A 23,845-nucleotide genomic window follows, 5' to 3' on the forward strand; every position below is an offset into this window, starting at 1 on the left:
GCTGCGAAGCCGCTTCAACCTGGCAGGAATGCCGCTACCTGCGCCTTCGTTCAGCAGAAATTCCGCTTGACCTTTCCATCATTGGAAGGTTTACAGTGGAATAGTCCACTTTCCAGAGGCAATTTATGTATGAGTCCACCCGCCGCGAGGCCCACAGCTCAGACGAGCGCATGGCCGCAACGCCCAGTACAGCCTTGCACGACTTCGCGCGTACGAAGCAGGCAGAGAGTGCGCTCTCCGATTCGGACGAGACGCCAGCGACGCCACGCTGTCTGTTCTGCCGGTATCGCAGTCCAGGTGCCGGAAAGGAGTTGGCGCATGCCTAGAATTACCGTACTACCGCATCCGGAGTGCGCGCCTTCCGGCGCATCGATCGAGGTCGCTCCCGGCACCAGCATTTGCGACGCGCTGCTGGAAAATGACGTCGACATCGAGCACGCATGCGGAAAGGTTGGTGCCTGCACGACGTGTCACGTCATCGTAAAGAAGGGATTCTCGTCCCTCGCCCAAGCGAGCGAGGATGAGGAAGACATGCTTGACCGGGCTTGGGGCGTGGAGCACTTGTCCCGGTTGTCGTGCCAGGCCATCGTCGCGGAGACGGATCTTACGGTCGAGATCCCGCGGTATTCCCTGAATCACGCCAAGGAAAACGGATAGACATCACAGGTCGCGCACCGCTTGCGACAAGCGGGGCTGCGCGAGGACAATCGTTTTTTACTGGAGCTGCCATGAAACATGAAGTGCATGATCACGCCGGTCACCAGCAGAAGGGCCACGAATGCCACCACGCGCACGGGCATCACGCCGTCGACGCCGCCCCCGACGGAGGCATGGCCGGCGCATCCCAGCATCATCCGACTGCTGCGTCCGATAAGCCCTATACCGATCCCGTATGCGGCATGAGCGTTGCTGACCGGCCGGATCGGCGCGTCGAGCACGACGGAGTCCTCTATCACTTCTGCAGCGTGAAGTGCATGGACAAGTTTCGCGCCAGTCCCACCAGCTATGCGGAGAAAAGCGCCCCGGCGGCTATGCCCGAGGCGCCGCCAGGGACGATCTACACCTGCCCGATGCATCCGGAAATCCAGCAAGCCACGCCGGGCAATTGTCCGATATGCGGAATGTCCCTGGAGCCGATGCTGCCGTCGCTGGAGGATGAAGAGAATCCCGAATTGGACGACTTCCGCCGTCGTTTCCGGTGGACGCTGCCGCTGACGGTCGTCGTCACCATCCTGGCGATGGCAGGACACCGGATCTTTAGCGGTGGTCTTGCTTACCAGAGCTGGATCGAACTCGTCCTCAGCACGCCTGTCGTCCTGTGGGCTGGGTGGCCCTTCTTTGTCCGTGGTGCGCAGTCGTTCAAGAATCGCAGCCCCAATATGTGGACCTTGATCAGTATCGGGGTCGCCGCGGCGTATGGCTACAGCCTGGTGGCGACCGTGTTCCCGGGCCTGTTTCCGTCGAACTTCGCGATGCACGGCCGTATCGGCGTCTATTACGAGGCCGCCGCCGTCATCGTTTCGCTGACCCTGCTCGGTCAGATCCTCGAGCTACGCGCACGCTCGCAGACGTCGGCGGCGATCAAATCCTTGCTCGGCCTTGCACCCAAAACGGCCAGACGGATTCGCGCCGACGGCACCGAAGAAGACATCGAGCTTTCGCACGTCCATATCGGCGATTCGTTGCGGGTAAGGCCTGGCGAGAAGGTGCCCGTTGACGGGGTGGTCCTGGAGGGCGAAAGCGCAGTGGATGAAGCCATGCTCACTGGCGAGCCGCTTCCGGTGACGAAGCGCCCCGGCGACAAGGTCATCGGCGCAACCATCAATACGAGCGGCAGTCTCGTCATTCGCTCCGAACGGGTGGGGTCGCAGACCATGCTGTCCCAGATCGTGCAGATGGTCGCGCAGGCCCAACGTTCGCGGGCGCCCATGCAGCGCTTGGCCGACGTGGTCGCCGGCTATTTCGTCACCGTCGTCGTGGCTGTCGCGCTGCTTACCTTGATCGGTTGGGGACTGTTCGGGCCAGAGCCCAGTTGGGTCTACGGTTTCGTGAACGCCGTTGCGGTCCTGATCATCGCCTGCCCGTGCGCATTGGGCCTGGCGACGCCGATGTCGATCATGGCCGCGACAGGCCGCGCCGCCACCCAGGGCGTGCTGTTCCGCGATGCCGCGGCGATCGAAGCGATGCGCAAGGTCGATACGATCATCGTCGACAAGACCGGCACGCTCACGGAAGGGAAACCTGCGTTCGACCGGGCGATCGCTGCGCCCGGGTTCGAGGAAGAGGATGTTCTACGGATCGCGGCAAGTATCGACCAGGGGAGCGAGCATCCGCTGGCACACGCCATCGTCGCGGAAGCGCGCAGGCGGAATCTGCCGCTGCACAAGCCTGAAACCTTCGAATCGTCCAGTGGGATCGGTGTACGCGGCACAGTGCAGGGCGAGCGGGTAGCATTGGGCAATACGGCGCTCATGGACACCGAAAAGGTCGACTGGACGCCACTACAGAAGGCCGCGGAAGAGCTTCGCCAAGTCGGTGCAAGCGTCATGTACCTGGCACTTGAGGGAAAGCTTGTCGGCCTGATCGCAGTATCCGATCCAGTCAAGGCGACGACGCCGGAAGCACTGGCGACGCTGCGCGATGCCGGCATGACGGTGGTGATGGCGACTGGAGATGGCGTGACCACGGCGAAGGCGGTCGCGTCGAAGCTCGGGATTTCCGACGTCTATGGAGAGGTCAAGCCACAGGATAAACTGGCCTTGGTCGAACGGCTGCAGCAACAAGGCAAGGTAGTGGCGATGGCCGGCGATGGCATCAACGATGCTCCGGCGCTGGCGAAAGCGGATGTTGGGATTGCAATGGGTACCGGTACTGACGTCGCGATCAATTCGGCGCACGTCACACTCATCAAGGGCGACTTGCGTGCAATTGCGCGATCGCGACTTCTTTCGCTGGAGACTGTGCGCAACATGGGACCTGTCAGAAATTCTGTGTGCGGGGCCAGAATTCGTAGTTAGGTAATTGCGTTCGTGAAGCGCTCGCCGAACATAATGGCGAACTGATTGGCAGCCTGTTTCCAGGTACGCTGCGGCATCTTCCAATCTTTCTCGATATTGCGCAAGGCCAGAAACAACAATTTGGTTGCTGCTTCGTCGCTGGGGAAGTGGCCGCGGTTCTTGACGATCTTTCGCAGGCGCATATGCAAGCTCTCGATGGCATTGGTCGTGTAGATGATGGTGCGCACTTCCGGCGGATAGGCGAAGAAGGGAATTACCTGCTGCCACTGGCGGCGCCACATCGCTGCCACCGTCGGAAATCTGGTGCCCCATGGCCCGGCCGCGAACGCGTCAAGCGCCGCTTCAGCCAAGTCAGCATTGGCAGCCTGGTAGACGGGCTTCAGGGCCGCCGCCAGCTCCTTGCGGTCCTTCCACGCTGCCAGCGTTGTCGAGTTGCGAATCAGGTGTACGATGCAGGTCTGAATCTGCGCTTGCGGGTATACCGCCTCGATGGCCTCAGGGAAGCCGCGCAGGCCGTCGACGACGGCGATCAGGATGTCCTCCAGTCCTCGGTTCTTCAGTTCGTTGAAAACCTTCAGCCAAAACTTGGCTCCTTCCGTTTGCTCGATCCACAGGCCCAGCACCTCCTTGCGGCCATCGGCACGAATGCCCAAGGCCAGGTAGACGGCCTTGTTCTTGACGGTGCCTTCGTCCCGGATTTTCAGGCGCAGCGCGTCGAAATAGACGATCGGGTACATCGCTTCGAGTGGCCGCTGCTGCCATTGATTGACCTCTTCGAGAACCTCGTCGGTGATGGTCGAGATCAGGTCTGGCGAGACGTCGGTACCGTACAGCTCCAACAAATGCCCCTGGATTTCGCGCACGCTCATGCCGCGCGCGTACATGCTGATGACGTGATCGTCAAAGCCCGTCATCCGGCGCTGGTGCTTGGCCACCAGCTTGGGCTCGAAGCTCGACAGGCGATCACGTGGAATGTCCAGATGGAGTTCGCCGCCCGGTGTCAGCACCTTCTTCGGACTGCTGCCGTTACGGTGATTCTTGCTGCCTTCGCCCTCGCTGGCCAGGTGATGGCTCAGCTCGGCCGACAGCATGCGCTCGGCCAGCATCTTCTTGAGCTGTCCGGCCAGGCCAGCTTCACCGAGGATCGATTCGGCGTCCTTGTTCTCGACCTGGGCGAGCAACTGGTCGATCAGCTCGACCGGGAATGGGTATGCGGCTTTCTGTTTCTTGGGCTTTTTGGTGGTCATCACTTCGGTCATGGAACAGTCCTTTCGAGATTATTTCATGACCCCGTTCCACACAGAAATACTGACAGGCTCGCAACATGAGGCAGAATCTCGGCTTTGCCTTCGTTTACAACGCCATGGGAATTCCGCTGGCCGCAGGTCTGCTTTATCCCTTTACCGGGCAGCTACTATCGCCGATGATCGCCGCGCTGGCCATGAGCCTGAGTTCGGTCTCGGTGATCGGTAATGCACTGCGCTTGAGGGGAAGTACCACATGAACCTGGTTGTTACGGACGAGATGCGGGATCTGACGGTACTGGTCGGGGTCATCTTTGGCATCATCGCGGCCGGGTTCATCGCTTACGGCGAGGTCCAGCGACGTCGCGGTCGCAAAGGCCGGACGAAAGAAGCCAATACGCGTGGCAGAAGAAAGCCTGGCAGGGCTGGCAAGAGCAGGTAGGGCGCCGTTTCGCTCATCGTCCGGGTACGGCGGCCTCACAATGTGCTCAGGCGCGCGAGGACCACTCGTCCGGTCGTAGGGGCGGGTCGCTGGAGGCTAGGCGCTTAGCGCACGGCGAGGACCGACTTCCGGATACTCTCGGCCCCAGACGACATTGCGCCGCACTCAAGCGCTAATTTATGGAATTCTTCCGCGGCCTCGTGAGGATTAAGCCGCGCTGATCGCACAGTGGCACGTGCAGCAGGAGCCAGGTCGTTGATGTCCCCATAGGTCAAATACCCGGAGAACGCCATGGCCTCCTTGAATTTCGCAACGATATTCGGCGGAAGGGCAGGGCCATAAATGAAGTATTCGAGAAACTTCAAGAAATTCCCATGAGCATAGATTTCAGTACCTGAGGTGCCGTTATTCTCGAAAACCTGCTGACGGGATTTCCCGCGCCCTCCTGGATTGCGCGCGGGATCTGTGATGTATAAAAGCCGCACTTCGGGGATCGCTCCGCGTTCCAATAAGGACTCGGTCAGGGCAGCCATTGGCATGAGGGATGCGCGGAGCTCATCATGCGATGTATAGCGGAACCTGATTTGGTTCAGGAGATCGGTCTCTCGCTCGGTCAGCTCGATGTCGGGTACTCGCAAACCAGAACCTCCTCACAAGATGAAAAAGCGACCAGCTCGACCAATAGCCCGCTATTGCTGACTGCTAGTGTAGCAAAGACTAATTTCTTACGGTAGCTGAGCAAAGGGCCACTGCTTCTGCAGCACGTCGCGAGTTGTGAGTATTGGTTAGTTTGTGGCCGAAAGTTCGGCGCTAAAAACCGTATATCGCTTCATCTTGCGAATGATTCGCCATCCTCCGCTATCCAGTGTTGTTCGTAAGTAGCACCGTCTGTCCTAACTCCTCTCCCAAACTGCTCTTGAGCAATGTATGTAAGGTTGCTTAGCGGATACTACTGCTAGTTAAGTCGATTCTGAATGTCCTCCGGTTGGACTTCCGATGGCTCGACGGTACTGACTGTCGAGACCGCCTGGTCTGACACTCGATACCTTGGAGTACGCGGGACCGCGGGTCTCGTGCAACTTGCGGCGCCACAGCATACAGGGACATTGGCACACTAATAATCCTGCTTTCGTGTTTACGAATCGTAGAGCGAAGTTGGCAGTATTTCCTTAGTAGAAGAATAAACATAATCCCTTTCCCGTCAGTAAATGGGCGGGAAGCCCGTAAAGGGAAACAACATATGGCAGAGTTTGACACCGCGCGAATTGCCGACCTGGCCCAGCATCTCCTTTCGACACAGAACAGGCCAATCCGGCTGATGCTGGACCATGCTGGGGACAAGCCGGATGGACAGTTGCTAGCCCAGAAGATCACCGGTCACGAAGCAATATGTGGCGGTTTCGAGTTTCGGATCCTGTGCGTCGCCGAGAGCGCAACCCTCGCCCTCAAGAATTTCATCGGGATGCCTGCGGAGCTGCAGATCGTCACGGACAGAGGGCAATTGCGCCGGCTGTGCGGCATCGTTACCGGCGCCTTGTCTGGCCAGAGCGACGGTGGACTGGCAACCTATCAGCTGGTCATGCGCGACGCATTGTCGGTGATGGAAAACCGCGTGAATACGCGAATATTCCGAAACATGAGCGAACTGGATATCGTCGAGACCCTCATCGCGGAGTGGCGTTCCACCAATCCGCTTCTTGCGGCTACATTCGACCTTGAAATCCATGCGCGCCTATTGAACGGAAGGCTCCCGCAGCGCGAATTCACCATGCAGCACAACGAATCGGACGCAGTTTTCCTTCGCCGCCTGATGCAGCGGCGCGGGATCGCCTGGTTCTTCCGTCCGGGGCTTCCCGATCGGGAGGGCGGCGGCAGTCAGTCAAGAAATGCACTCGGACACACTCTGGTGCTCTTCGACGACCCGGCTTGCCTTCGCCAGAACGAAGCGGGGAGCGTGCGCTTCCACCGGGATGCCGCTACCGAAGAGCGTGACGCCATCACGGACTGGAGTGCCGAGCGCAACCTGCAGCCCGGCAGATTCTCTGTGTACAGCCCGGATTACAAGAGTCCCGCCGCAACGCCAATCACGACCGCGCAATCCCAGTCCCAGGCGAATCAGGGCGAGCTCGGCAACCGGTTGGCGGCAGGGCTGGAAGAGTACTACGTCGCGGCGCCACACCTGGGCGACACCGCGCTGGATCTGACGGCGCTAGGCGACGTGCAGATGGCGCACTTCGAGTACGTCTCGAAGTCCTTTCACGGCGAAGGGGGTGTGCGTGACCTGGCTGTCGGTGAGTGGTTCAGTCTCGTGGGGCATCCGGAGATTGACCTGCATCCGCAGGAGGAACGGGAATTCGTCATCACCGAGCAGCGAATAATGGCTCACAACAACCTGCCGGTCGACATCAGCGCCCGAGTCGAGCGTCTGTTCAACCGGAATGGCTGGAAGCAGGACGACGACGGCATTCAAGCAGGCGGCAGCCTGGAGCAAGCCGGCTACAAGACGCGCTTTTCCTGCGTCCGGCGCGGTGTGCGCATCGTTCCGCCGCGTCGCGTCCTGAGGCGCCCCCAAATTCAAACCGCGATTGTGGTTGGCCCACCCGGCGAGGACGTGTGGTGCGACGACATGGGTCGGGTGAAGGTGCGCTTTCCAGCAGCACGGGCGCAGGACCATGTCCATGCGAATGGCGCCGGCGCTTCCGGCTCCGATCGAGATTCGGCGTGGGTCCGTGTGGCCTCGAACTGGGCCGGCAACGGTCCCGGTAGCGGCACGCAATGCGGCGCCCGATTGCTGCCGCCGGTCGGGACCGAAGTGCTGGTCGACTGGGCGGGGGGCGACCCGGACAAACCCATCATCGTTGGCCAGCTCTACAACGCCGTTGCGCCTCCCCCGGCCTTTCGACACGAAGCGGCACTGCCTGCCACAAGGTATCAATCGGGCCTGCGCAGCCGCGAAGTGCACGGCCACCGCGGGAACCAGTTACGGTTCGACGACACGCCACGAGAGATCAGTGCCCAACTCGCGAGCGACCACGCGACGACCGAGCTGAATCTCGGTTTCCTCACCGAGTTGCGGCAGGACGGCCAGGCCGCACCGAGAGGCGAGGGTGCCGAGCTGCGCACCAGTGAAGCGATCGCCTTGCACGCTGCGCGTGGGATCTTCCTGAGCGCGTGGAAGCTCTTGGGTGCCGCCACCTCCAAGGGCGGCCAATTGGAACGGGGCGAGTTCCTCGGCATGATGCGCGAGTGTGGCGAGCTCTTCGCGTCTCTCGGGAACTATGCGGCCGAACACAATGGCGTGCAGGCTGACGCCAAGGAACAGGACGAACTGCTGGCACGATTCAAGAACTGGGAAGATGGCAGCAACACCGCGCCGAACGCGACTGCGCCACGGGAGCCGGTGATCGGCGTGACGTCGCCGGCCGGCATCGGCTTTGCCAGCTCCAAAGCCATCGTCAGCTACTCGGCCAGGAACATCGACACGGTCGCGCAGCAGCACCTGCAGCTTGCAGCTGGACAGCGCTTCACCGTCAATGCCGGCAAGGGGGTGTCGATCTTCGCACAGCACGGCGGGCTGAACGCAATCGCCCATAACGGCAAGCTAGTCCTCCAGAGCCAGCACGATGACGCCAGTATCGACTCGGGCAAGAACATGCAGCTGACCGCCAGCGACGGCGTGGTCACCGTCTCGGCGAAGGCACTGCACCTGGTGGTGGGCGACGGCTCCTTCATCCGGATGGGTGATGGTGTGTTTGTCATCGGCAGCAAGCATCCGATCCAGCTCCATGCGCCGGACTACCTCTACGATGGACCGGAAACGATGACGCCTCTGCGTCCGACCTTCAACAGCGAAGGAGCGGACCAGAAGTTCGAGCTGCGCTACCCGCCTTCAAGCCGGACGGAAAACGGCGAGCCGGTCATGGGGGGAATCGTCCGGGACGCGAGCATGGATATATCGCTGAGCGACGGGTCGAGTATGAAGGCGCGTAGCGGCGCCGATGGAAAGTCCGAACTGATTGCGCGTGAAGCCATGCACCTGGCCGACATCGGTTTGCTGCGTGGCGGTGGCGACAAGTAGCCTCCAGGAGGAGACATGGCGGAGAAGCCCTATCCGAAGATCGAGTATGTCGCCAAACGCGAGAGTGCCGTTCTCCAGTGCAGCCGCGTCAGGGATAAAGTGATTGAAGTGCCGCGTGAACTGCCCGGCAATATCATCCTCGTTCACGGGGTCAACGATGTCGGCATGGGCTACAGCGCGGCGGAGGAGGGCCTCTGCGCCGGACTGCAAGACCGACTATTCCGCTACTTCAGGCCCGCCGAATACCGGCTCCCAACCAAGACGGATAAGGAGAAACTGGAGCAGGACCCCGACGACGTATTCTTCAAGCGCAAACCGACACCGGACACCGATAGCCCTGTGATCCCGTTTTACTGGGGCTACAGGGAACTTCGCCTCGAGACAAGGACTGTCCACGGCCAGAAGACTGACCGCTACGGTACCCGTCTCGACAAGGACCTGTCCAAGGGAGGCGGCCCATTCGGCAACGCGACCGCGACCTTGCCAGATATGTGGAACCGCGGCGTCTACGCCGCCGGCGACCCGGTAGGCGACGCGCTCAGGCCAATCAAGACCGGCCCAGGGCGCATGTACATGGTAATGGCAGCAATGCGCCTTGCAGCCCTGATTAGCATGATCCGCAAGTTCGAGCCGAAGGACACGGTCAGTATCGTCGCACACAGTCAAGGCTGCCTGCTGAGCCTTCTCGCGCAAGCTCTTCTTATGGAGCGAGGCGAACGTACGGCCGACACCTTGATCCTGACCCACCCGCCCTACAGTCTGGAAGAGGAAATGAGCCTCATGATGAAGGGCTTGACCTTCTTCCGTGGCGGTAAGGATGAGGCGATGACTGAGGCCGACTATGAGTTGCTCGATGGTCGCCAGAGCATGCACGCCAGGCTGCAGACGCTGGTGAACATCGTGGCCGGCGTGGCAAAGTCCAAGGCGGGCGCTCCAGCCTTTTCGAAGATCAACGAGAGTGACAACGGTGGCATGGTTGCCAGTTGCTGGCAACCCGAAGGGGACCGTGACAACCGCGGGAAGGTGTACCTCTACTTCTGCCCGGAAGACATGACGGTCCCCCTGGATAACATGCGCGGCATCGGCTGGCAGGGGGTGCCCGACTATCTCCACACCGTCTCGTTGAGGCCGCTGGTCCAATCCGGCTACGCGGTGAGCAAGGCGGACTATCAGCCCCGGCACAAAATCGTGACCCGCAAACCTATGGACGAACTCGGGACCGGCTTCTTTCAAAGGGTGTTTACTGCGAAGCATCGGCTTGATCCACGCACCGGGAAAACCGTTCCGGTACTGATAGGACAGCCACCCCACGATTTTGCGCTATGCATCAAGGACGAAAACGGCCATGCACACGTCGCCGCGAGCGCGCGCAGTTTGCGCGAAAAGCTCCCGGTGGCCACGCGGCCAATCAACCAGACAGACAAACCCGAGGCGCAGAGGTGGGGTATCCGCCGGATCAACGGCGAGCCGCTGCATCCACCGTACAAGGCCGACCTGCGGGGCAACCAGATCGCACCGGACATGATTCCGGCCAGCTTGCGTCTGGCCCAGGCCCCATTGAACAAGAGGGGACCGAGCGAGGAAGTCGATCCGATAACTGCAGCCATCGCGGTTACCGCGACCGGTGGCATGGATACCAAACTGGAAGAGCTGTCTCCCGCGGTGGCCGCTGCATGCGTTGATACCAAGCCTGGAAGGTTATCGAAGCTGGAGTGCCAACGGATGCAAGCAGTCTACAACGAAGCGAAGCATCCAAACGACGCTAGTCCCGATAACAGCTACACGATTCTCAGTGCCAGCCGCAGGACCGACGGCACGGTGGTGGCATATGTGATGGAAAGTCCCAATGCCGCGCGCAAGCGTTGGCAACACGCGCTGGGTGAGAAGTCATTCCATAGCGCGATTTACGACAGCCCGGCGAACCACCGCAATGTGACCGCGTATGACGTCGCAATCGGCAGTGGCAAGGCGTCCATTCATCCGAAGTTCCACGCTTACCTGTGCGCCGTGGCTGACTGGCGGTTGAAAAAGCCGGCGCCGTGGGGCCTATTGCGCAAGGGCATTCTCATGTGGCCGAAGTTTCTGGAGCTCTTCAGCGACTACTTCGAATGCGATCCCGACTGGCGCCGGCAGATCATCGAGGGCAACGTCGACTACTACAGCGACGGCACGCTTCCGAAATGTCTGCCGGTCCTCACGGGCAGGTTGTGGGAGATCGTGGTCTCGGAAACGACCACGGGCAAGCGCGTGAGCCAGACGATTCCGCCGAAGGGAAAATCATGAACAGCGACGCGCTCGCAGACCCAGGGGAATTTCGGCGACCGACAGCCTGGAAATACGTCTTGGGCGCAGTGGTGGCGTTTCCACTCGTGTTCGTGCTGTGGGTCGCGTTTGAATACTTCGTGCTGCATCCGGAGCTTGCTAATGTTGAGGTGGAGACCACGATGGACAGAATACGCTGGTTCGGCGTGCCTTTGCTGCTGATCGTAGTCCTGTTTGGAGGCAAATGGATCAAGGACTCATTTGCCGCGAATGCCCGCGAGCAGGAATGGCGGCATAAGACGCAGCAGCTCAAGGACCAGGAAGCTGCCGCGCGCACCGAGAAGACTCGCCGCGAATACGTGCTCGAGGTGCTGGGCTTGGGCGTCACCTACGAGAAGTACCGGCAGGGCAAGTTGTGGGATGCGCTTCAACGAGGGAATCCGCACACCAGCATACGCGAGACCGACCCGAAGAAGTATGAGTGGGCAGGAAACGACAAGATTGGCGATTCGGGAAGCCGTGCATTGGACGCACTGGAGAACGGTGTCGAACCGTCTCCGATGTTCTGGGGCGTGCCGAGCATGTATGCCGGCATTCCGACCGAAAACCCCGGCCATCAACCCTGCGATATCCAGCCGGTAGCGGGACTGGCCGCCGGCGCCGAAGGCACTGGCATGGCTTGGCACCTCTTCGTGACCGGACCCTGGCAGCTCAGCGAACGTCCGGACCAGCTACTGGAGCAGGCGTTCGCGTTCTTCGACAAGTACCCCGATCTGCCCTACCTAGTGCTGTTGTCCAATGACGACATGGCCACACGCGACAGCAATCGCCGCCCTGGCACGCCTACGCTCGTGACGGATGGCTACTACATTCCAGAGCGGCCGGACGCGACCGCCGTGTTCGTGCTGGCCCGGCGCGAGCGGGTCGAGCCGCTGCGCCCCTACGTGTGGGACGACCCGGACAACGACTACCTGCAAGAGAACCTGCGACGTATGTACTTCAAACTTATGCAGGACGTCCCTAAGCCAGAGAGGACCACCCATACCGAGAAATTCAGCAATAATCGTCAACCTTCGGTGGTGGAATGGTTGCAAGCAGCAGCCGCCTTCGCCACGCGCCCGGTCTTCGACAAAAAGGACGGCAGTCCGCTCGTCGACGCATTCAAGCGCTGGGCCAACCATCCCCCGAAGGACTGGAAGCCAACGCCGTGGTTTCCGCTTCCGTGGAACCGCGAACAGATGAAGGCGTTCGACAATTTGCCGTCGCTTGGATTCATCCACCGCCCGGTCTTCGTCAAGTTCGAGGACGAGCAGGGCAAACCGGTAAGTCGGCGCGACGCGCGCCAGAAGCTGCTGGAAACCGGCTGGCACAAGGCTTTGCAAACCCTGTCGGACACCGAACGCGCCAAAGGACCGGCCAGGATCATCGCAGCCTTCGACAACATCGTCGACCATCTGGTGGCGATGGAAGGCGTACTGCATCAATACGCGGCGCAGGGCGGACCGGAAATCGACACTGGCAAGACTGCTCAGTTCATCAACACGGACAGAAGACTGGGCAACACCGGGGCGGCGAGTTTCTTCATGCAGATGGCGATCGGCGTCATGGGCAGTTACATCGAAGGTGGACCGTCGGTTGCCATCAACTTGCGTGACCCGACCGGGGCCAGCATTGTCTTCATCAGCCCGCCGACCGAGGAACGGCGCAAGGCGCAGGAACACTGGAACGTGTTCAAGCACCAGGTCAAGCCAGCGATCGATCCGGAGAACTACAAGGCGCCGAAGGTTGGTGAGGTTTTACAGGAAGGCGACGCACAGTGATTCCCAACTGGCATAGATAGGAGCAGAACAATGCGAAACGTCATCCGGTTAGGGGACGGCACCTCTCACGGCGGGAAAGTGGTCAGTACCGGGGCCTCCAACTTCAAGGTTCACGGTGTACCGGTGGCGTGCGTTGGAGACCCCTGCAGCTGCCCGTTACCAGGGCACAGCGATTGCACGATTACGACTGGCTCGCCTCATCACCTCATCAACGGCAAGCAAATCGCCTTCCACGGCGACAGTCTCAGTTGCGGCGCCAAGCTTATCTCATCCTTCAAGCACTTCAGTATGGCCCAGTAGGGCGGCAAGCGATCCTTAAGTGCTTGCGAAAAGTGCCGGCCGCTAGGTTGCCCGCGCCCTGAAAAAATTTCGCGTTCCGCTCTGGACTGGCCTGCGTTGCATGATTTCCATTTTTCTGCCTCTGCATGGAATGCTCGCGCATCGACTGTGCGAGGCCGCCACAGTGCGGCGCGTGCATCGAAGGACGTCCGAAGACATAGCGATGGGCGTGCTCGGCCGTGATTTTTTGTATTTGCATCACGAAGTCCAACGACACAACAATCCCCTTTTGTAAGCGTGGCTCAGGCCCAATTTGGTTGCCTCCTACTGCCGGTAGCTTTTCCCCTCAACTCCAGGATATGGGCCCAGAGCATGAGCCGGCCCAGGAAGGTGGTAGCCACGGAATTGTCGCCGAGGTACTTGCCCCAGTTTTGTACCATCAGGTCGGAGGTCACAACGATGCTGCACTTGAGCTTGTAGCGCTGGTGCACCAGCGTCTGCAGCAGTTCGCCGGACTTGTCGCTGATGCGGCGAGCGAGGAACAGATCCTTCAGCACCAGGCGGGCGGCGTCGACCAGCGTGCACAGTTGCTGCCGCTGTTCGGCGTCGCCACCGAGCGCGTAAGTGGCGAGCGCCTCATCGGCCTCCAAGTAGCGCACGTTGTGCCCTGCAGGGTGGGCCTGGTAGGCGACCGCCTTGGCAATGTGGCTCTCGCCGCTCCCCGGCCTCCCGAGAATCAGCGCGTTCTGCCCCTCGGCGACGAGCTTGAGGGTGTGCGGCTCGAAGCAGGCCGCCCTTGACAGCTTGGCGTTGAAGCGCCAGTCGAAGTCTTCCAGCGACATGCGCTCATCGAGCGCGCTTTGCTTGTAGCGCTGGTCCATCAGGCACGAGCGGCGCCGATCGAGTTCATGCTCCAGGATCAGCGAGGAGGTGCCGAGGAAGGGTTCCTGGGTGTTCTCGTCCTGCGACACGCGCGTGTCGAGGGCGGCGCGGATGCCAGACAGGAGCAGCTCGCGCAGGGCGCGTTCGATTTCGTTCATGGTCATGCTCGAGGCGTCTCCTGATCAGCGCAATGGCGGCGCCGGCGGTGCCCGCGCGCGCAAACAGATCGGCGCAGTCCTCGCCGTCGCGGATCATTGGATGGTGCTGCTCCAACTCCAGCTCGGCCTGGAGTGGCGCATCGATCTCGGCCAGCGCCTGTGCCGGCAGGCGCTCGGTAAGGATCTTGATCGATTTGTAGATGTGTACGTTCTCCTGCAGGGCCTGTGCGCAGGCCTGCTCGATCAGACGGCGCGGGAAGCGCCTGGCGAGGCCCACTACGCCGCGCAGCTCGCGCTGGCCCACTCTGCCTTCATGCTCGAACCATTGCTGGCACAGCGCCAGCATGGTGTCGCCGGCCTGGGCTAGGATGCGGCGCGTTTCGTGCGAGTGGTTGAAGGAGCGCTAGCCGCCGGCCAGCAGCACGCTGCCGGGAAGCTGGGGGCGCGCGGGTGCGTCCGCAACAGGGCCAACGGGGACAATCGCGGGCTGAGAGGCCGCGGGATGCTGATTCGATGCGGCGCTACCCGGACCAGACTAATAATCATCGATCTGCGGGCGTGATGTGAGATTGCTGACATAGTGCAGTCCCGGCAGTAACATGAAGCGTTTCGATCACTGGTGAGCCTCCCGCTTAAACATGCCATTTGACTACTTAGCTAACTTCCCCGTTCCCGTGCACGTCATGCCGCCCAGACTGCGCAGCCTGTTGACGCCCATCGGCTTGTCTCCAAGAGAGCAAGTGGAGGTAGCCTGCATGCAGGAGTCGGATCCGCATGGAGAACGAAACGAGCATCTGCAGTTGTTGATGGCCGTTGTGCCCGGGGCCGAGGGCGGACCTATCGAGGTCTTGTCTGAAGCAAGCGAAGGAGTGGTCGAGTACTCGGTACCAGTTGGCGATCGATATGGCTGTTCGACCGACTTCACGCCATCGATTTCCAGTCACGACTATATTGTCGCGGCATGGGGGGATGGCTCCTTCTACACTTTCAACCTTGCCGAGAAGGTCTGGATGGCGCTGGGGTTGACGCCGCGCTGCGTCGGGAATGAACAGCAGCGCCTGGTCTACGATGACCCCGGCCTTCCGGAATTCAGCGTTGCAGAGGGCGAGGTCGCCAGCGAATACCATGGGAACCTGAAAAGGAACGTCACCTGGCGGATGTCCAATGAATATCTGCGTCGCTACCTCTGGATGCGTGGCGCACGCGGGGTCCGGGTCTTTTTTTACCAGGCTCAACTTGCGGATGGACCGGAACTACGTGCGCTCATGGCGGGGCAGGCCCACGTTGCTCGCGGGCCTGATGGGGGTGTGGAGTGGTACAGGCTGGACCTGCGCGAACATCATGGGGGAATCCTGCTTCAGCTATGGTGCTCGGTAGAGGCGGTCATGCCGGAACTATGTCCGGAGCAGACTGCTGAAGGCATCCTTTGGCCCGATGACGATCAGCCCATGACCCATGCCCGCGCAGACGCTCTAATGGGGAGAGCTGCTGTCTTTCTCGATGATCGGTTTCTGCATAAATATGAGCAGAGTGCCTTCTATGACACGACGCCAGTGCACGTCTGGGGGCATTGGTCCTGCAACCCTTCATACAGAGGACAGTGGTCCTTCAGTGACTGCCGCAGGATTGGGCGGAATCTGGTCCAGGTACCGATGCGGGAGCTGTACAAGCCGAAGCCGGACCGCGAGATCGTACATGCCCGCACATTTGCCCTTGCAGCCGCCGATCTAGCCCATATGAACCTGGACGAGGAGCACATCGTCGCGAAAGTACAGCGGCTTCTGGATGTCCTTCTGAGTTTGGGGAACGGTTTGTCTGCCCTCGGCGCAGTGGTAGGGCTGAACAAGCCGGCAGCCGAGTTGGTAGGGTTCGACAGCGCAGAAGTAGCCGCCAACGGCTGGTTGACCTACCCCGTCCTTGTGCGATTGGCGCAGGTCGCGCCGTTGGACATGACGCAGCAGGCGTTCCTGGCCCGTTGCAAAACCTTGCACGAAGTCTGGCAGCGTGTACCCAACGGCTACCTTAAATCCTTGCTGGAACGTGCTGGTTGCCCAAGGGCGGCTGTCAAGGAACTTGCCAGTATCAAGTTGCTGCAGGCGCTTCTGAACATCGTCGAACGGCTCAACGTCGATGAGGAAGCAAGCGATGCCTTTGCGTCGGGAAGGGCACCAGAGGGGTGGGGTGAACGCAACCAGGCCATGGCACCGCTATTCCTGAACAATGACCTTAGAATTGCGGATGCCCACGAGACCGTCGACAAATGCCTGGTAACCCTGCGGGATCTTGGATTCGACACGGCCAACGTGAATGCGGGATACGGGCGAGCACTCGACTTCGTCATGGATGGCGTGATCAGCGCCCTCGGGACATTAGCGGCCTCACTGGAGAAGCTGCTCGAGCGAGCCTAGCCGCCGATTTCCAGTGCCTGGCGTTGGCGGCCCGCGGAAGGGATTACTGTCAGCCTACACTTGACCGAGACGTCAAAGGCAAGACAGGAATCCCAAGGCCCGATTCGCCATCTATACTCGCCGCTACCTGATAGCCATGCTCGACAATCGCGTCAAAATGTTCCGGGGCCGGCCGACGTAAGGTGGTGGGGTAGTTCGAGGCAAAGGTGGACGGGTTACATGTGCCGGCAGAACACTGGCCGACCGGCGTACCGATATAGATGTATGCGCCGCAACCAGGCCGTGTCTGAAGATAGTGGGTGAACGTGCGGACACGCAGAGCCCGGGATTGTTCGGACATGATGTCCGCGACCCGCTTGAGCCGCCAGGGGCTGACCGCCGATGCCGCGAATCCTGGTTGCAGGGGCGCGCCTGCGTCGCTGACGATGATATTGTCGCCGGCATGCTTGGCACTTCCGCGCCCAGCGTCGAAGAACGGCTCGAGTCCGAGGTTGTCGTAGACACCGCCATCGTAGAGATGCAGCCGCGTGTAGCCGATATCGACGACGCGTTCGCTGTCGACCTGAGCGTTCCAACTGGGTCGGCGGCGCCATTCAAATCGGTCCGCGCGCAGGACGAGTGGGCCGAACCCACCCGGAAACGCGGCGGACACCGCCAGCGCGCTGGACAAAGGGAAGTTTCTGGGTGAGGCATAGCCGATGGAGTAATCGCCCATCGAGTTACGCTTGAACCGGAACCGCTTGCCGTTCTCCGCAGTCGTGCCATTGATCGACAGTTCAGGACTGGATGGAAGGTCAGACACTCGGCAGGTTACGCCCCATTCCTTTTCCAGCGCGAGCGCAAGCAGGTTCGCGCGTGACAACGCATAGCGGAAATTCCAGGGCCTGAGGAGCTGGCGTACCGCTCCCCATTGCAGGCTACGTGAACACAGCTTCCGTCGTAGAGCCGGATACACGTGCGACAGGAACCGTTGCGAACTCGGCCACTCGCGTTCACATTCTTGCAGAATCAGCCCGACAAGCAGGCTTCCTCCTGACACCGTGGAGATACGGTGGACAAGCTCCAGCGCATCGCGTTCGGCCAGGTACCGCAGAACGCCAAGATGGAACATCATTGCGCGGATCCCACCGCCGGAAAGAACGAGGGCTATACGTGGCCTCGTGTCATTACTCATTGTCGCACCTCGCCGATCATTGCCTGGACGTCGCCGCCATCGCCTACAATCATGGTCAACACAGGCGAACCCTCTTCGGACATCCCGAGTGCGAGTTCCACCAGCTGCATCATATCGTCCTGGCTGGGATTTGCCGCGCAACCTGTCGGGTGGCTATGCCATTCCCCGATGTATCCAACCACCTCCGCGGTGCGTCGACCCGCTTCCGTGACCGCCTCGCGAACACCGGTCGAGCCTCGCGTGAACGCGACGGGACTCGAGACACTGTCCGGCGGGGCCCGAAGCGCATCGACCACCACCACGCTCTTACGGTTGAAATCGAAGTATCCGAGAAGGGTGCCACCGGTTTCGTTCGGCAGCTGTTCCGCGCGTGCAGCCATCATGTTTGCGATGACACCTTCATCTATGAAAAGCTCAAAATCGTCAAGTGACATGCGCCGTTCTTTCTGCACGGGCACCTGGTGCACTCCAACCGCGCCGGTATCCCCGTCGCGTTCCCACACGATGATCGCGGCTTCAGCCTGTTGGCTTTGAATACGGATCTGTTCGGCGAGCGTCGCCGCGTGCCCGACTATTCGCGAGTGCGGCATGACCAGCGAGATATCGCGGCAGCCGCCGCCGCTCCATAGTCGACCGAGATTACCGTCGAGATGAGATTCACCCCACTCCGATCGGATCACGGCCCGGTAGTACTGCGCTTCCAGAGTGCGGAGACGAATGGTACGCGCCGCATCCTCGACCAGCAATACGGAGTCCCGACCACTTGGCGTGACGAACGTCGATGCATGGCGGCCGAAGTCGTCCCGGGTGCTTGCCAAACGAGGATAGTCCAGCGTCGTCGATGCGTCCACGATCAGTGCGGCAGAGGATAATGCCGGTGCGACTCCCTCCTGATCGAGTTCACATGCATCTGCATGGATGGCCGTGATCTGGCCGGCGCCCTGCATGACTTCGTCATGGCGGTGTTTCGCCGCTTCGGCTTTCGACCAACCAAGGAATCTCGCATCAGCCGCATGGCGGACCAGGTTATGTGGTTTGAGGTGATCGTTGTCGATCACCGACCATTGCCCCCAGCCGCCCCGCGTCCAGAAGTCGAGAAGGATGCTGCCCAATGCCCCAGCACCTACCAGCGCTCCATCCGGTCCGGCGCTGTCAATTCCGGAGTAGAGCCGAGCAAGCGGTTGATCGAGGCCTCGTACCACCTCGAGCGCGGCAATGCTTTGAGCTCGCCATTCGTTCTTCTCTCCCGCGGCAAGGAAGCCGGCGGCCTGCTCCTTGTAATACTTGCCGTCGAGCTCGAAGAACGTACCCGTGGCCACGGCCAGCTCAAGTGCGCTCAATCCAATCAGATACGCGCGGCGAACCGTACGCTCGACGATTCCCCCGGCATCCCGGGTCACGGGTATGTTGAGTAGTAAGATGCTGAAGCCTGAATCGCTTGCGGCGCGTTTGCAACCATCGTCGAGGCGACTACGTAACGAGTCCTTGAGTGTCGCAAGCAAGTCGACACCGCGTGGGCGCAATGCATCTGCCAGCATGCCAAGGGTCGGATGATCAACTTCGGGACGCCCGTGCACGACGGGCGGCAGCGTAACCTGGAGGAGACCGATGTTATTGCTGCCTCCGGACTGCCCGCTAGGTACGGTACGCAAAAAATACGTGTCGCCGTCATCTGGCCGGGTCGGCGTCTTGCTGACGATGAACGTACACTCCGGCTCGGCGGACAGCGCCTCGAAATTCCATGGTAGTACCAGCTCATCGGTGCTCGTAAAGAACAGCTGTTCGACCGGCTGATCGGCTGGATGAAGCGTTCCCTTCGCACTCTTCTCCAGCCATACCTGGATCCGCTGCAGGAACCGTTGAGGCGTCCAGGACCTCAGGACCGCCCGCACCGGTTCATAGTAGAGGCATAGGTTCGGCGCCTTGCCTGGACCAACGTGATGTTGGTGCATGAGCAGGGGGAAGGTGGCGCGCAACGGGCGTGCCTCGACCAGCTTGCCTGTATCGCGGAATACGCGGAGCGCCAGGCGTTCGCGGAACTCGATTCCGTGCACATTGTAGTGAGGTACGCCGTGGCACTCCACCTCTACGATGAGCGTTTCGGTTACAACCTCGCCATCGACGCATGCTCGGACACACTGGAGGAGCGTGTAATCCGGGTGGCGCTGAATAGCGATGGCCAAGGACCGCGCACGCGGAAGGCTGAGCTCCTCCGCGCTGCCGAGCACCTCGGTTTCCGGAATGGTATGCCAGGCGCCGTCCATCAGCCGGCCCGCGCCGAACGGGGCTCGAAGCCGGCCCGTGGCGCGGCCGTGCCGATGACCGCCGGGGCTCCCGCAATTGCTTTTATCCACGACACTCCGCCCCGGGTCACTTCGAAGGTGATCGGCTCGGGCTTCGCGGCGTTCGGCTGTTCCATCGTTACCAGCACTTCGCGGCCACCGACCTTCTTGCAGTAGGTCTTATAGGCGTTACGTGCCTGGATGTGCGGAGGCTGGTCGTTGACGTACATGTCGCGCGAATCCGGGATAGGGCAGCTCGAGCTCACCATGTAAGAGCCTGCCTTGCCGTAGAGCAGCAGTTCTTTGACGAGCGGTTTCGGCTCGGTCTCCTTGTCTCCCTTTTCGTCACTCAGGGCCAGATAGCTGCAGTGATGGGGAATGTTGAACAAATTCCAGGCGAGGCGATCCTGGTTGGCGTGTGTCTTGGTGATCTCGACGATGTCTTCGAGTACCTCCCAAGTGCTGTCGCCGATCTGCAGGAAATCGTAGTGTTGTCCATCGGCCCGGAAGCGGATGTTCAGTACGATCGAGGCGTCGTTACAGACGATTTTGTCGCCGTCGCAGTGCTTCATGAAAGGCGCATGCGAGAAGAATTCGACGCCGTCGGCCTCCAGCGAATAAGAGTCGACGAGCGTACCCGCGTCGACGAAGAGATGATCCCGCGCCGTGGTCGGCTCGCCGCGCTCCTGCAGGGCCGGGCCTAGCCACGCCATCAGGCTCTTCGGCTGCGAGAACACCTTAATCCCCTTGCCCTCCAACAGGCGGTGGCGCGCTTCCCGGCGCCAGATGGCGAATTCCTGGCTCATCTGGTCACGGGTGGGGGCATCAAGGAGCATCGCTGCCGGCACCCACAGCTCTTCGATCCTGATGCGATCGCCGCCCTGATACTTCGCAGCGTGCTGCAGTTCGAAGAATTCGGTGCTGCCGCAGATGTGGTCGCTGTCGGCATGGCTGAACGCGACCATGTCGAAATAGTCGCGCTTCGCGGCCTTCAACTCTTCCTGCAGACGAGCCTTCAGGTCGATGCGGGGATCATCCTTATCTTCGGCACATTTGCGGTGGCAGAAGTCAAAAAGGAAACGGCGGCCATTGGCCGTAACGATCTGGCAAGTATCGCCATGACCGACAGGGTAGAAAATGATTCTGTGCGTAGCAGCCAAGAGAACCTCCAAGGTTTAGGCGGCTATCACGAATTAGCACTCAACCGCCGAGAGTGCTAACAAGGCTACTAGCGTTGTTGATTACTGTCAATACATCCAGTGGTTTTCAGGTTCTTATGTTGCTTACGTGCGCAAGGTTCGGGTGTGTCCATGCGTAGTCGTGATCGGGCCCGGCTTGCAGGTTTTTGCTCAAACAAGCAGGCTCTTGCAGGACACAGTAGAGAGACGATGTAGATGCTTAAATACGCCCCGTTTGGCTAAATTACTCGTCAGATCCAGCGGTAAGGGGCACCGATCTGGCGCGCACGGATGGAGTCTGCGTTGTGCTTCAGCTTGTCGAATTTCTTGGGTTCGAAGTGGCCGTGCTTGTGAATCTGGGTGGTGGCACCCATGGTATCGACCCATCGCACATGCGACGTTCCGTTTTCTGAATAGACCAGAACATCGCCGCGAATCGTGGTTGCGAACGGAATATCCTTGCGGCCCAACAGTTGACGAAGGGTCGGGGCAGGGTGGCCGTACTGGTTGTCATGATCCACGCCGCACACCGCCAGACGGGGCCGTATCTCATCGAGTAAGTCACAGGTCAGGAAGCCGTTATCGGCTCCATGGTGCGGCATTAGTAGAACATCAATTTCCCCACGCGCGATCCGGCACGACTTGATCAGCGCAGCGATCGCCGGCGATTCCACGTCGCCAAGACTCAACACATTGAAGCAACCCGTCCGGTACAGCTTGACCGTCGAATTATCGTTTGACTTGTCATACAGCGTCTTCGGATGGTAGACGAGATCCTTGTATCCGTAGCCGACACCAGTTTCGAGGCCTTTGATATAGGACGGCGTGTACGCGATGGCACTGATCCGGACCGTCGCGCGGCGAACATACTTTCGGATCAGGTCACGACAGGCGGTCCCGCAGTTGGTAGCCGGTTCGTATCCGGGATATTCCACGCGCGTCGGGAGCCACACATCGAGGATTTCGCGAAGCTCGGACAGATTGCAATGATCGCGATCCCAACTGGTGATGTGCAGGACGTTGATATGTCGTTTCCCGCAAATCTTCAGCTCGTTTGCGATGCTTGCTCGGTTGGTATCGTTCACGCGCGCTTCGATGAGCGTGAATGTGCTGCCGTCGAAGTACGAAAACGAGGCTCCAGTGCACCCCAGGCGATACGCGCGGAACCTGGTAGGCGCTACGCGGAGTTGGGGCAGAAGGGCTTTGGTAGCTGAAACGATGTCGTTGAGATTCACGATTTCTCCACTGCGCTGTCGGACTACGCTTGCACGGCTTGGCATAAGACGCCTACAGAGTTGCTTGTCCTAAATCTTGCGCGTGAGAACCTGAAAAGTCAAAGAATCGGAAGATTTTTCGTCAATACGTGGAGCGACAACAACGGCCGTATAGGCCTGTTGGACATCTGACATTATAAGAATAATGTCATATTTTCAGGGTAGGGGACCCAAATTATTACGTATTATGTAGTAATATTGCGCAATCAGGAGAGCCTCATGCTAGAGCGAAACGATCTGGACACTGCCCTGCAGGAGGACGTGGAAAGCCTGCGGGCTGCGTATCCACGCACCCCTGACCTCTATAGGGAGGTGTGCATCGTCATGTTTTTCCGATACGGCATTACACCGACGGCGAATAAGCTGTATCAGCTAGTCCGTAAAGGGAGCATGTCGGCTCCAACTGAAGCGCTGCGCGGTTTCTGGGGCGACCTACGCCGGTCAGGCAAAGTAGAGCTGGGGCAACCCAGTCTGCCTAACGACCTGGCGCAGGCTGCCGGCGACCTAGTGTCGAAGCTCTGGAGCTCGGCTCAGGCCTCGGCGAATCAGTCTTTCGACGAATTTCGGCAGACTACGGCACACGAACGTGACTTGGCGCTTCGAGATAAACAGACTGTCCAGGATCAACTCGATAACGCCGATCGAGAACTGCAGGTGCTTTCTGCAAAACTGGAGGCTGCTTCGCGAGAAAACGCGATCTTGCGTGAAGAAGCGGCTGTTAGTGCTTCGGCAGCTGCCGAGATGAATGCAAAGCTAGCTGATGCTCGCCAAGCTGTTTCGGAAGCCGGGCGGCAGCTTCAGGCAATCCGTGCCGAACACGCTGCGGAAATTGAGCGAGTTACGGCACGGATTGCGCAAGCCGAGGAGCGCTACGCAGCGTTGGAACATCGCGCCCTGGTCGAAATTGATCGTGAACGCACGGCCGTGAATAAAATGGAGAAGGCCCTTGAGTCAGAGCGGAGCCTGTCTGCGGCATCGTTGCAGCGACTCCAGTCCGAGCTGACGCAATCGCAGATCGAAGGGGCGAAGCGGGACAGAGACTTTTCCGCGCTCAAAGATAACCTGAAAGCAGCTACCAATGAGAGGAATATTGCTAGAGACAAGGTCGAGCAATTGCAATCCATTACATCGGATTTGACCTCGCAAATCGCGGTCGAGCGAGCTCGCGCGGAGGTGCTTCGTGAGCAGCTAAATCGTCGCCCGTCTACGTCCAAACGTGTCTCCAAACCAAGTCGACAGGGGGAAATCAGCGCCGCGCGCAGGTCTAAAGCAAAGCCAGCTACATGAATGCGTCGGATACAGGGAACGAAGACAAGAAGTTTTAAGCGCTTGGTCTATTTCTTCTCA

General features: G+C 60.1%; 17 protein-coding genes and 1 pseudogene. 11 read left to right on the top strand and 7 right to left on the bottom strand.

What is annotated here, in order from left to right; genetic code table 11:
* Positions 1–318 precede the first annotated feature (318 nt).
* The gene (gene fdx, locus MasN3_RS13460; RefSeq protein ID WP_071362866.1) at positions 319–657 is read left to right on the top strand and encodes an ISC system 2Fe-2S type ferredoxin; all 339 of its coding nucleotides are present in this window, start codon (positions 319–321) and stop codon (positions 655–657) included.
* 71 nt (positions 658–728) lie between these two features.
* Entirely contained in the window at positions 729–3,017 is a 2,289-nt protein-coding gene (locus MasN3_RS13465) for a heavy metal translocating P-type ATPase (protein WP_370662285.1), read from the top strand.
* On the opposite strand, the gene MasN3_RS13470 is transcribed toward MasN3_RS13465, so the two are convergent.
* Positions 3,014–4,264: an IS256 family transposase gene (locus MasN3_RS13470; RefSeq protein ID WP_281913402.1), complete on the bottom strand. Its 1,251-nt coding sequence runs from the start codon at positions 4,262–4,264 to the stop codon at positions 3,014–3,016. The two genes, MasN3_RS13465 and MasN3_RS13470, sit on opposite strands and share 4 nt — an antisense overlap.
* Before the next feature lie 74 nt (positions 4,265–4,338).
* Here MasN3_RS13470 and MasN3_RS13475 point away from each other — a divergent pair.
* Both MasN3_RS13475 and MasN3_RS13480 read left to right on the top strand, forming a co-directional pair.
* Positions 4,339–4,521, top strand: a pseudogene (locus MasN3_RS13475) (hypothetical protein); the annotation flags it as partial.
* Positions 4,518–4,703 (top strand): hypothetical protein, encoded by a 186-nt coding sequence (locus tag MasN3_RS13480; RefSeq protein ID WP_071362865.1) that lies wholly within the window; start codon positions 4,518–4,520, stop codon positions 4,701–4,703. The pseudogene MasN3_RS13475 and the gene MasN3_RS13480, both read left to right, overlap by 4 nt.
* Before the next feature lie 104 nt (positions 4,704–4,807).
* Here MasN3_RS13480 and MasN3_RS13485 read toward each other — a convergent pair whose 3' ends face one another.
* The gene (locus MasN3_RS13485; RefSeq protein WP_281907705.1) at positions 4,808–5,341 is read right to left on the bottom strand and encodes a hypothetical protein; all 534 of its coding nucleotides are present in this window, start codon (positions 5,339–5,341) and stop codon (positions 4,808–4,810) included.
* 602 nt (positions 5,342–5,943) lie between these two features.
* On the opposite strand from MasN3_RS13485, the gene MasN3_RS13490 reads away from it, so the two are divergent.
* From MasN3_RS13490 to MasN3_RS13505, 4 genes are read left to right on the top strand one after another with little or no spacing between them, the layout of a single operon-like run.
* Positions 5,944–8,781, top strand: a complete 2,838-nt coding sequence (locus MasN3_RS13490) for a type VI secretion system Vgr family protein (RefSeq protein WP_281907706.1) — start codon at positions 5,944–5,946, stop codon at positions 8,779–8,781.
* A 15-nt stretch (positions 8,782–8,796) separates the two neighbouring features.
* A complete protein-coding gene (locus MasN3_RS13495) occupies positions 8,797–11,064 on the top strand; it encodes a T6SS effector phospholipase Tle3 domain-containing protein (RefSeq protein WP_281907707.1) in 2,268 nt (755 codons plus the stop codon).
* Complete coding sequence (locus MasN3_RS13500; RefSeq protein ID WP_281907709.1) at positions 11,061–12,863, top strand: type VI lipase adapter Tla3 domain-containing protein; 1,803 nt, start codon at positions 11,061–11,063, stop codon at positions 12,861–12,863. Before MasN3_RS13495 ends, MasN3_RS13500 begins: the two co-directional genes overlap by 4 nt.
* Before the next feature lie 30 nt (positions 12,864–12,893).
* Positions 12,894–13,163 carry a PAAR domain-containing protein gene (locus tag MasN3_RS13505; RefSeq protein ID WP_281907711.1) on the top strand — a complete coding sequence of 90 codons (270 nt, stop codon included), beginning with the start codon at positions 12,894–12,896 and terminating at the stop codon, positions 13,161–13,163.
* A 281-nt stretch (positions 13,164–13,444) separates the two neighbouring features.
* On the opposite strand, the gene MasN3_RS13510 is transcribed toward MasN3_RS13505, so the two are convergent.
* Positions 13,445–14,188: an ATP-binding protein gene (locus MasN3_RS13510; protein ID WP_281907712.1), complete on the bottom strand. Its 744-nt coding sequence runs from the start codon at positions 14,186–14,188 to the stop codon at positions 13,445–13,447.
* Between MasN3_RS13510 and MasN3_RS13515 the strand changes: the two genes are divergently transcribed.
* Together MasN3_RS13515 and MasN3_RS13520 are read left to right on the top strand one after the other, a co-directional pair.
* The gene (locus MasN3_RS13515; protein WP_281907713.1) at positions 14,181–14,549 is read left to right on the top strand and encodes a hypothetical protein; all 369 of its coding nucleotides are present in this window, start codon (positions 14,181–14,183) and stop codon (positions 14,547–14,549) included. The genes MasN3_RS13510 and MasN3_RS13515 overlap by 8 nt on opposite strands.
* 271 nt (positions 14,550–14,820) lie before the next feature.
* Positions 14,821–16,590 carry a hypothetical protein gene (locus tag MasN3_RS13520; protein ID WP_281907715.1) on the top strand — a complete coding sequence of 590 codons (1,770 nt, stop codon included), beginning with the start codon at positions 14,821–14,823 and terminating at the stop codon, positions 16,588–16,590.
* A gap of 49 nt (positions 16,591–16,639) precedes the next feature.
* On the opposite strand, the gene MasN3_RS13525 is transcribed toward MasN3_RS13520, so the two are convergent.
* The 4 genes from MasN3_RS13525 to MasN3_RS13540 form a co-directional block, all read right to left on the bottom strand.
* Positions 16,640–17,764 carry a patatin-like phospholipase family protein gene (locus tag MasN3_RS13525; protein ID WP_281907717.1) on the bottom strand — a complete coding sequence of 375 codons (1,125 nt, stop codon included), beginning with the start codon at positions 17,762–17,764 and terminating at the stop codon, positions 16,640–16,642.
* Positions 17,761–20,028 carry a Mov34/MPN/PAD-1 family protein gene (locus MasN3_RS13530; RefSeq protein WP_281907719.1) on the bottom strand — a complete coding sequence of 756 codons (2,268 nt, stop codon included), beginning with the start codon at positions 20,026–20,028 and terminating at the stop codon, positions 17,761–17,763. Before MasN3_RS13530 ends, MasN3_RS13525 begins: the two co-directional genes overlap by 4 nt.
* Entirely contained in the window at positions 20,028–21,206 is a 1,179-nt protein-coding gene (locus MasN3_RS13535; RefSeq protein ID WP_281907721.1) for a hypothetical protein, read from the bottom strand. Before MasN3_RS13535 ends, MasN3_RS13530 begins: the two co-directional genes overlap by 1 nt.
* A 269-nt stretch (positions 21,207–21,475) precedes the next feature.
* Positions 21,476–22,459, bottom strand: coding sequence for a hypothetical protein (locus MasN3_RS13540; RefSeq protein ID WP_281907722.1), 984 nt, complete (start codon positions 22,457–22,459; stop codon positions 21,476–21,478).
* A 258-nt stretch (positions 22,460–22,717) separates the two neighbouring features.
* On the opposite strand from MasN3_RS13540, the gene MasN3_RS13545 reads away from it, so the two are divergent.
* Entirely contained in the window at positions 22,718–23,785 is a 1,068-nt protein-coding gene (locus MasN3_RS13545) for a DNA-binding protein (protein WP_071362777.1), read from the top strand.
* Positions 23,786–23,845 lie beyond the last annotated feature (60 nt).

The sequence above is a fragment of the Massilia varians genome (genome assembly GCF_027923905.1).
GTDB lineage: Bacteria > Pseudomonadota > Gammaproteobacteria > Burkholderiales > Burkholderiaceae_D > Telluria > Telluria varians_B.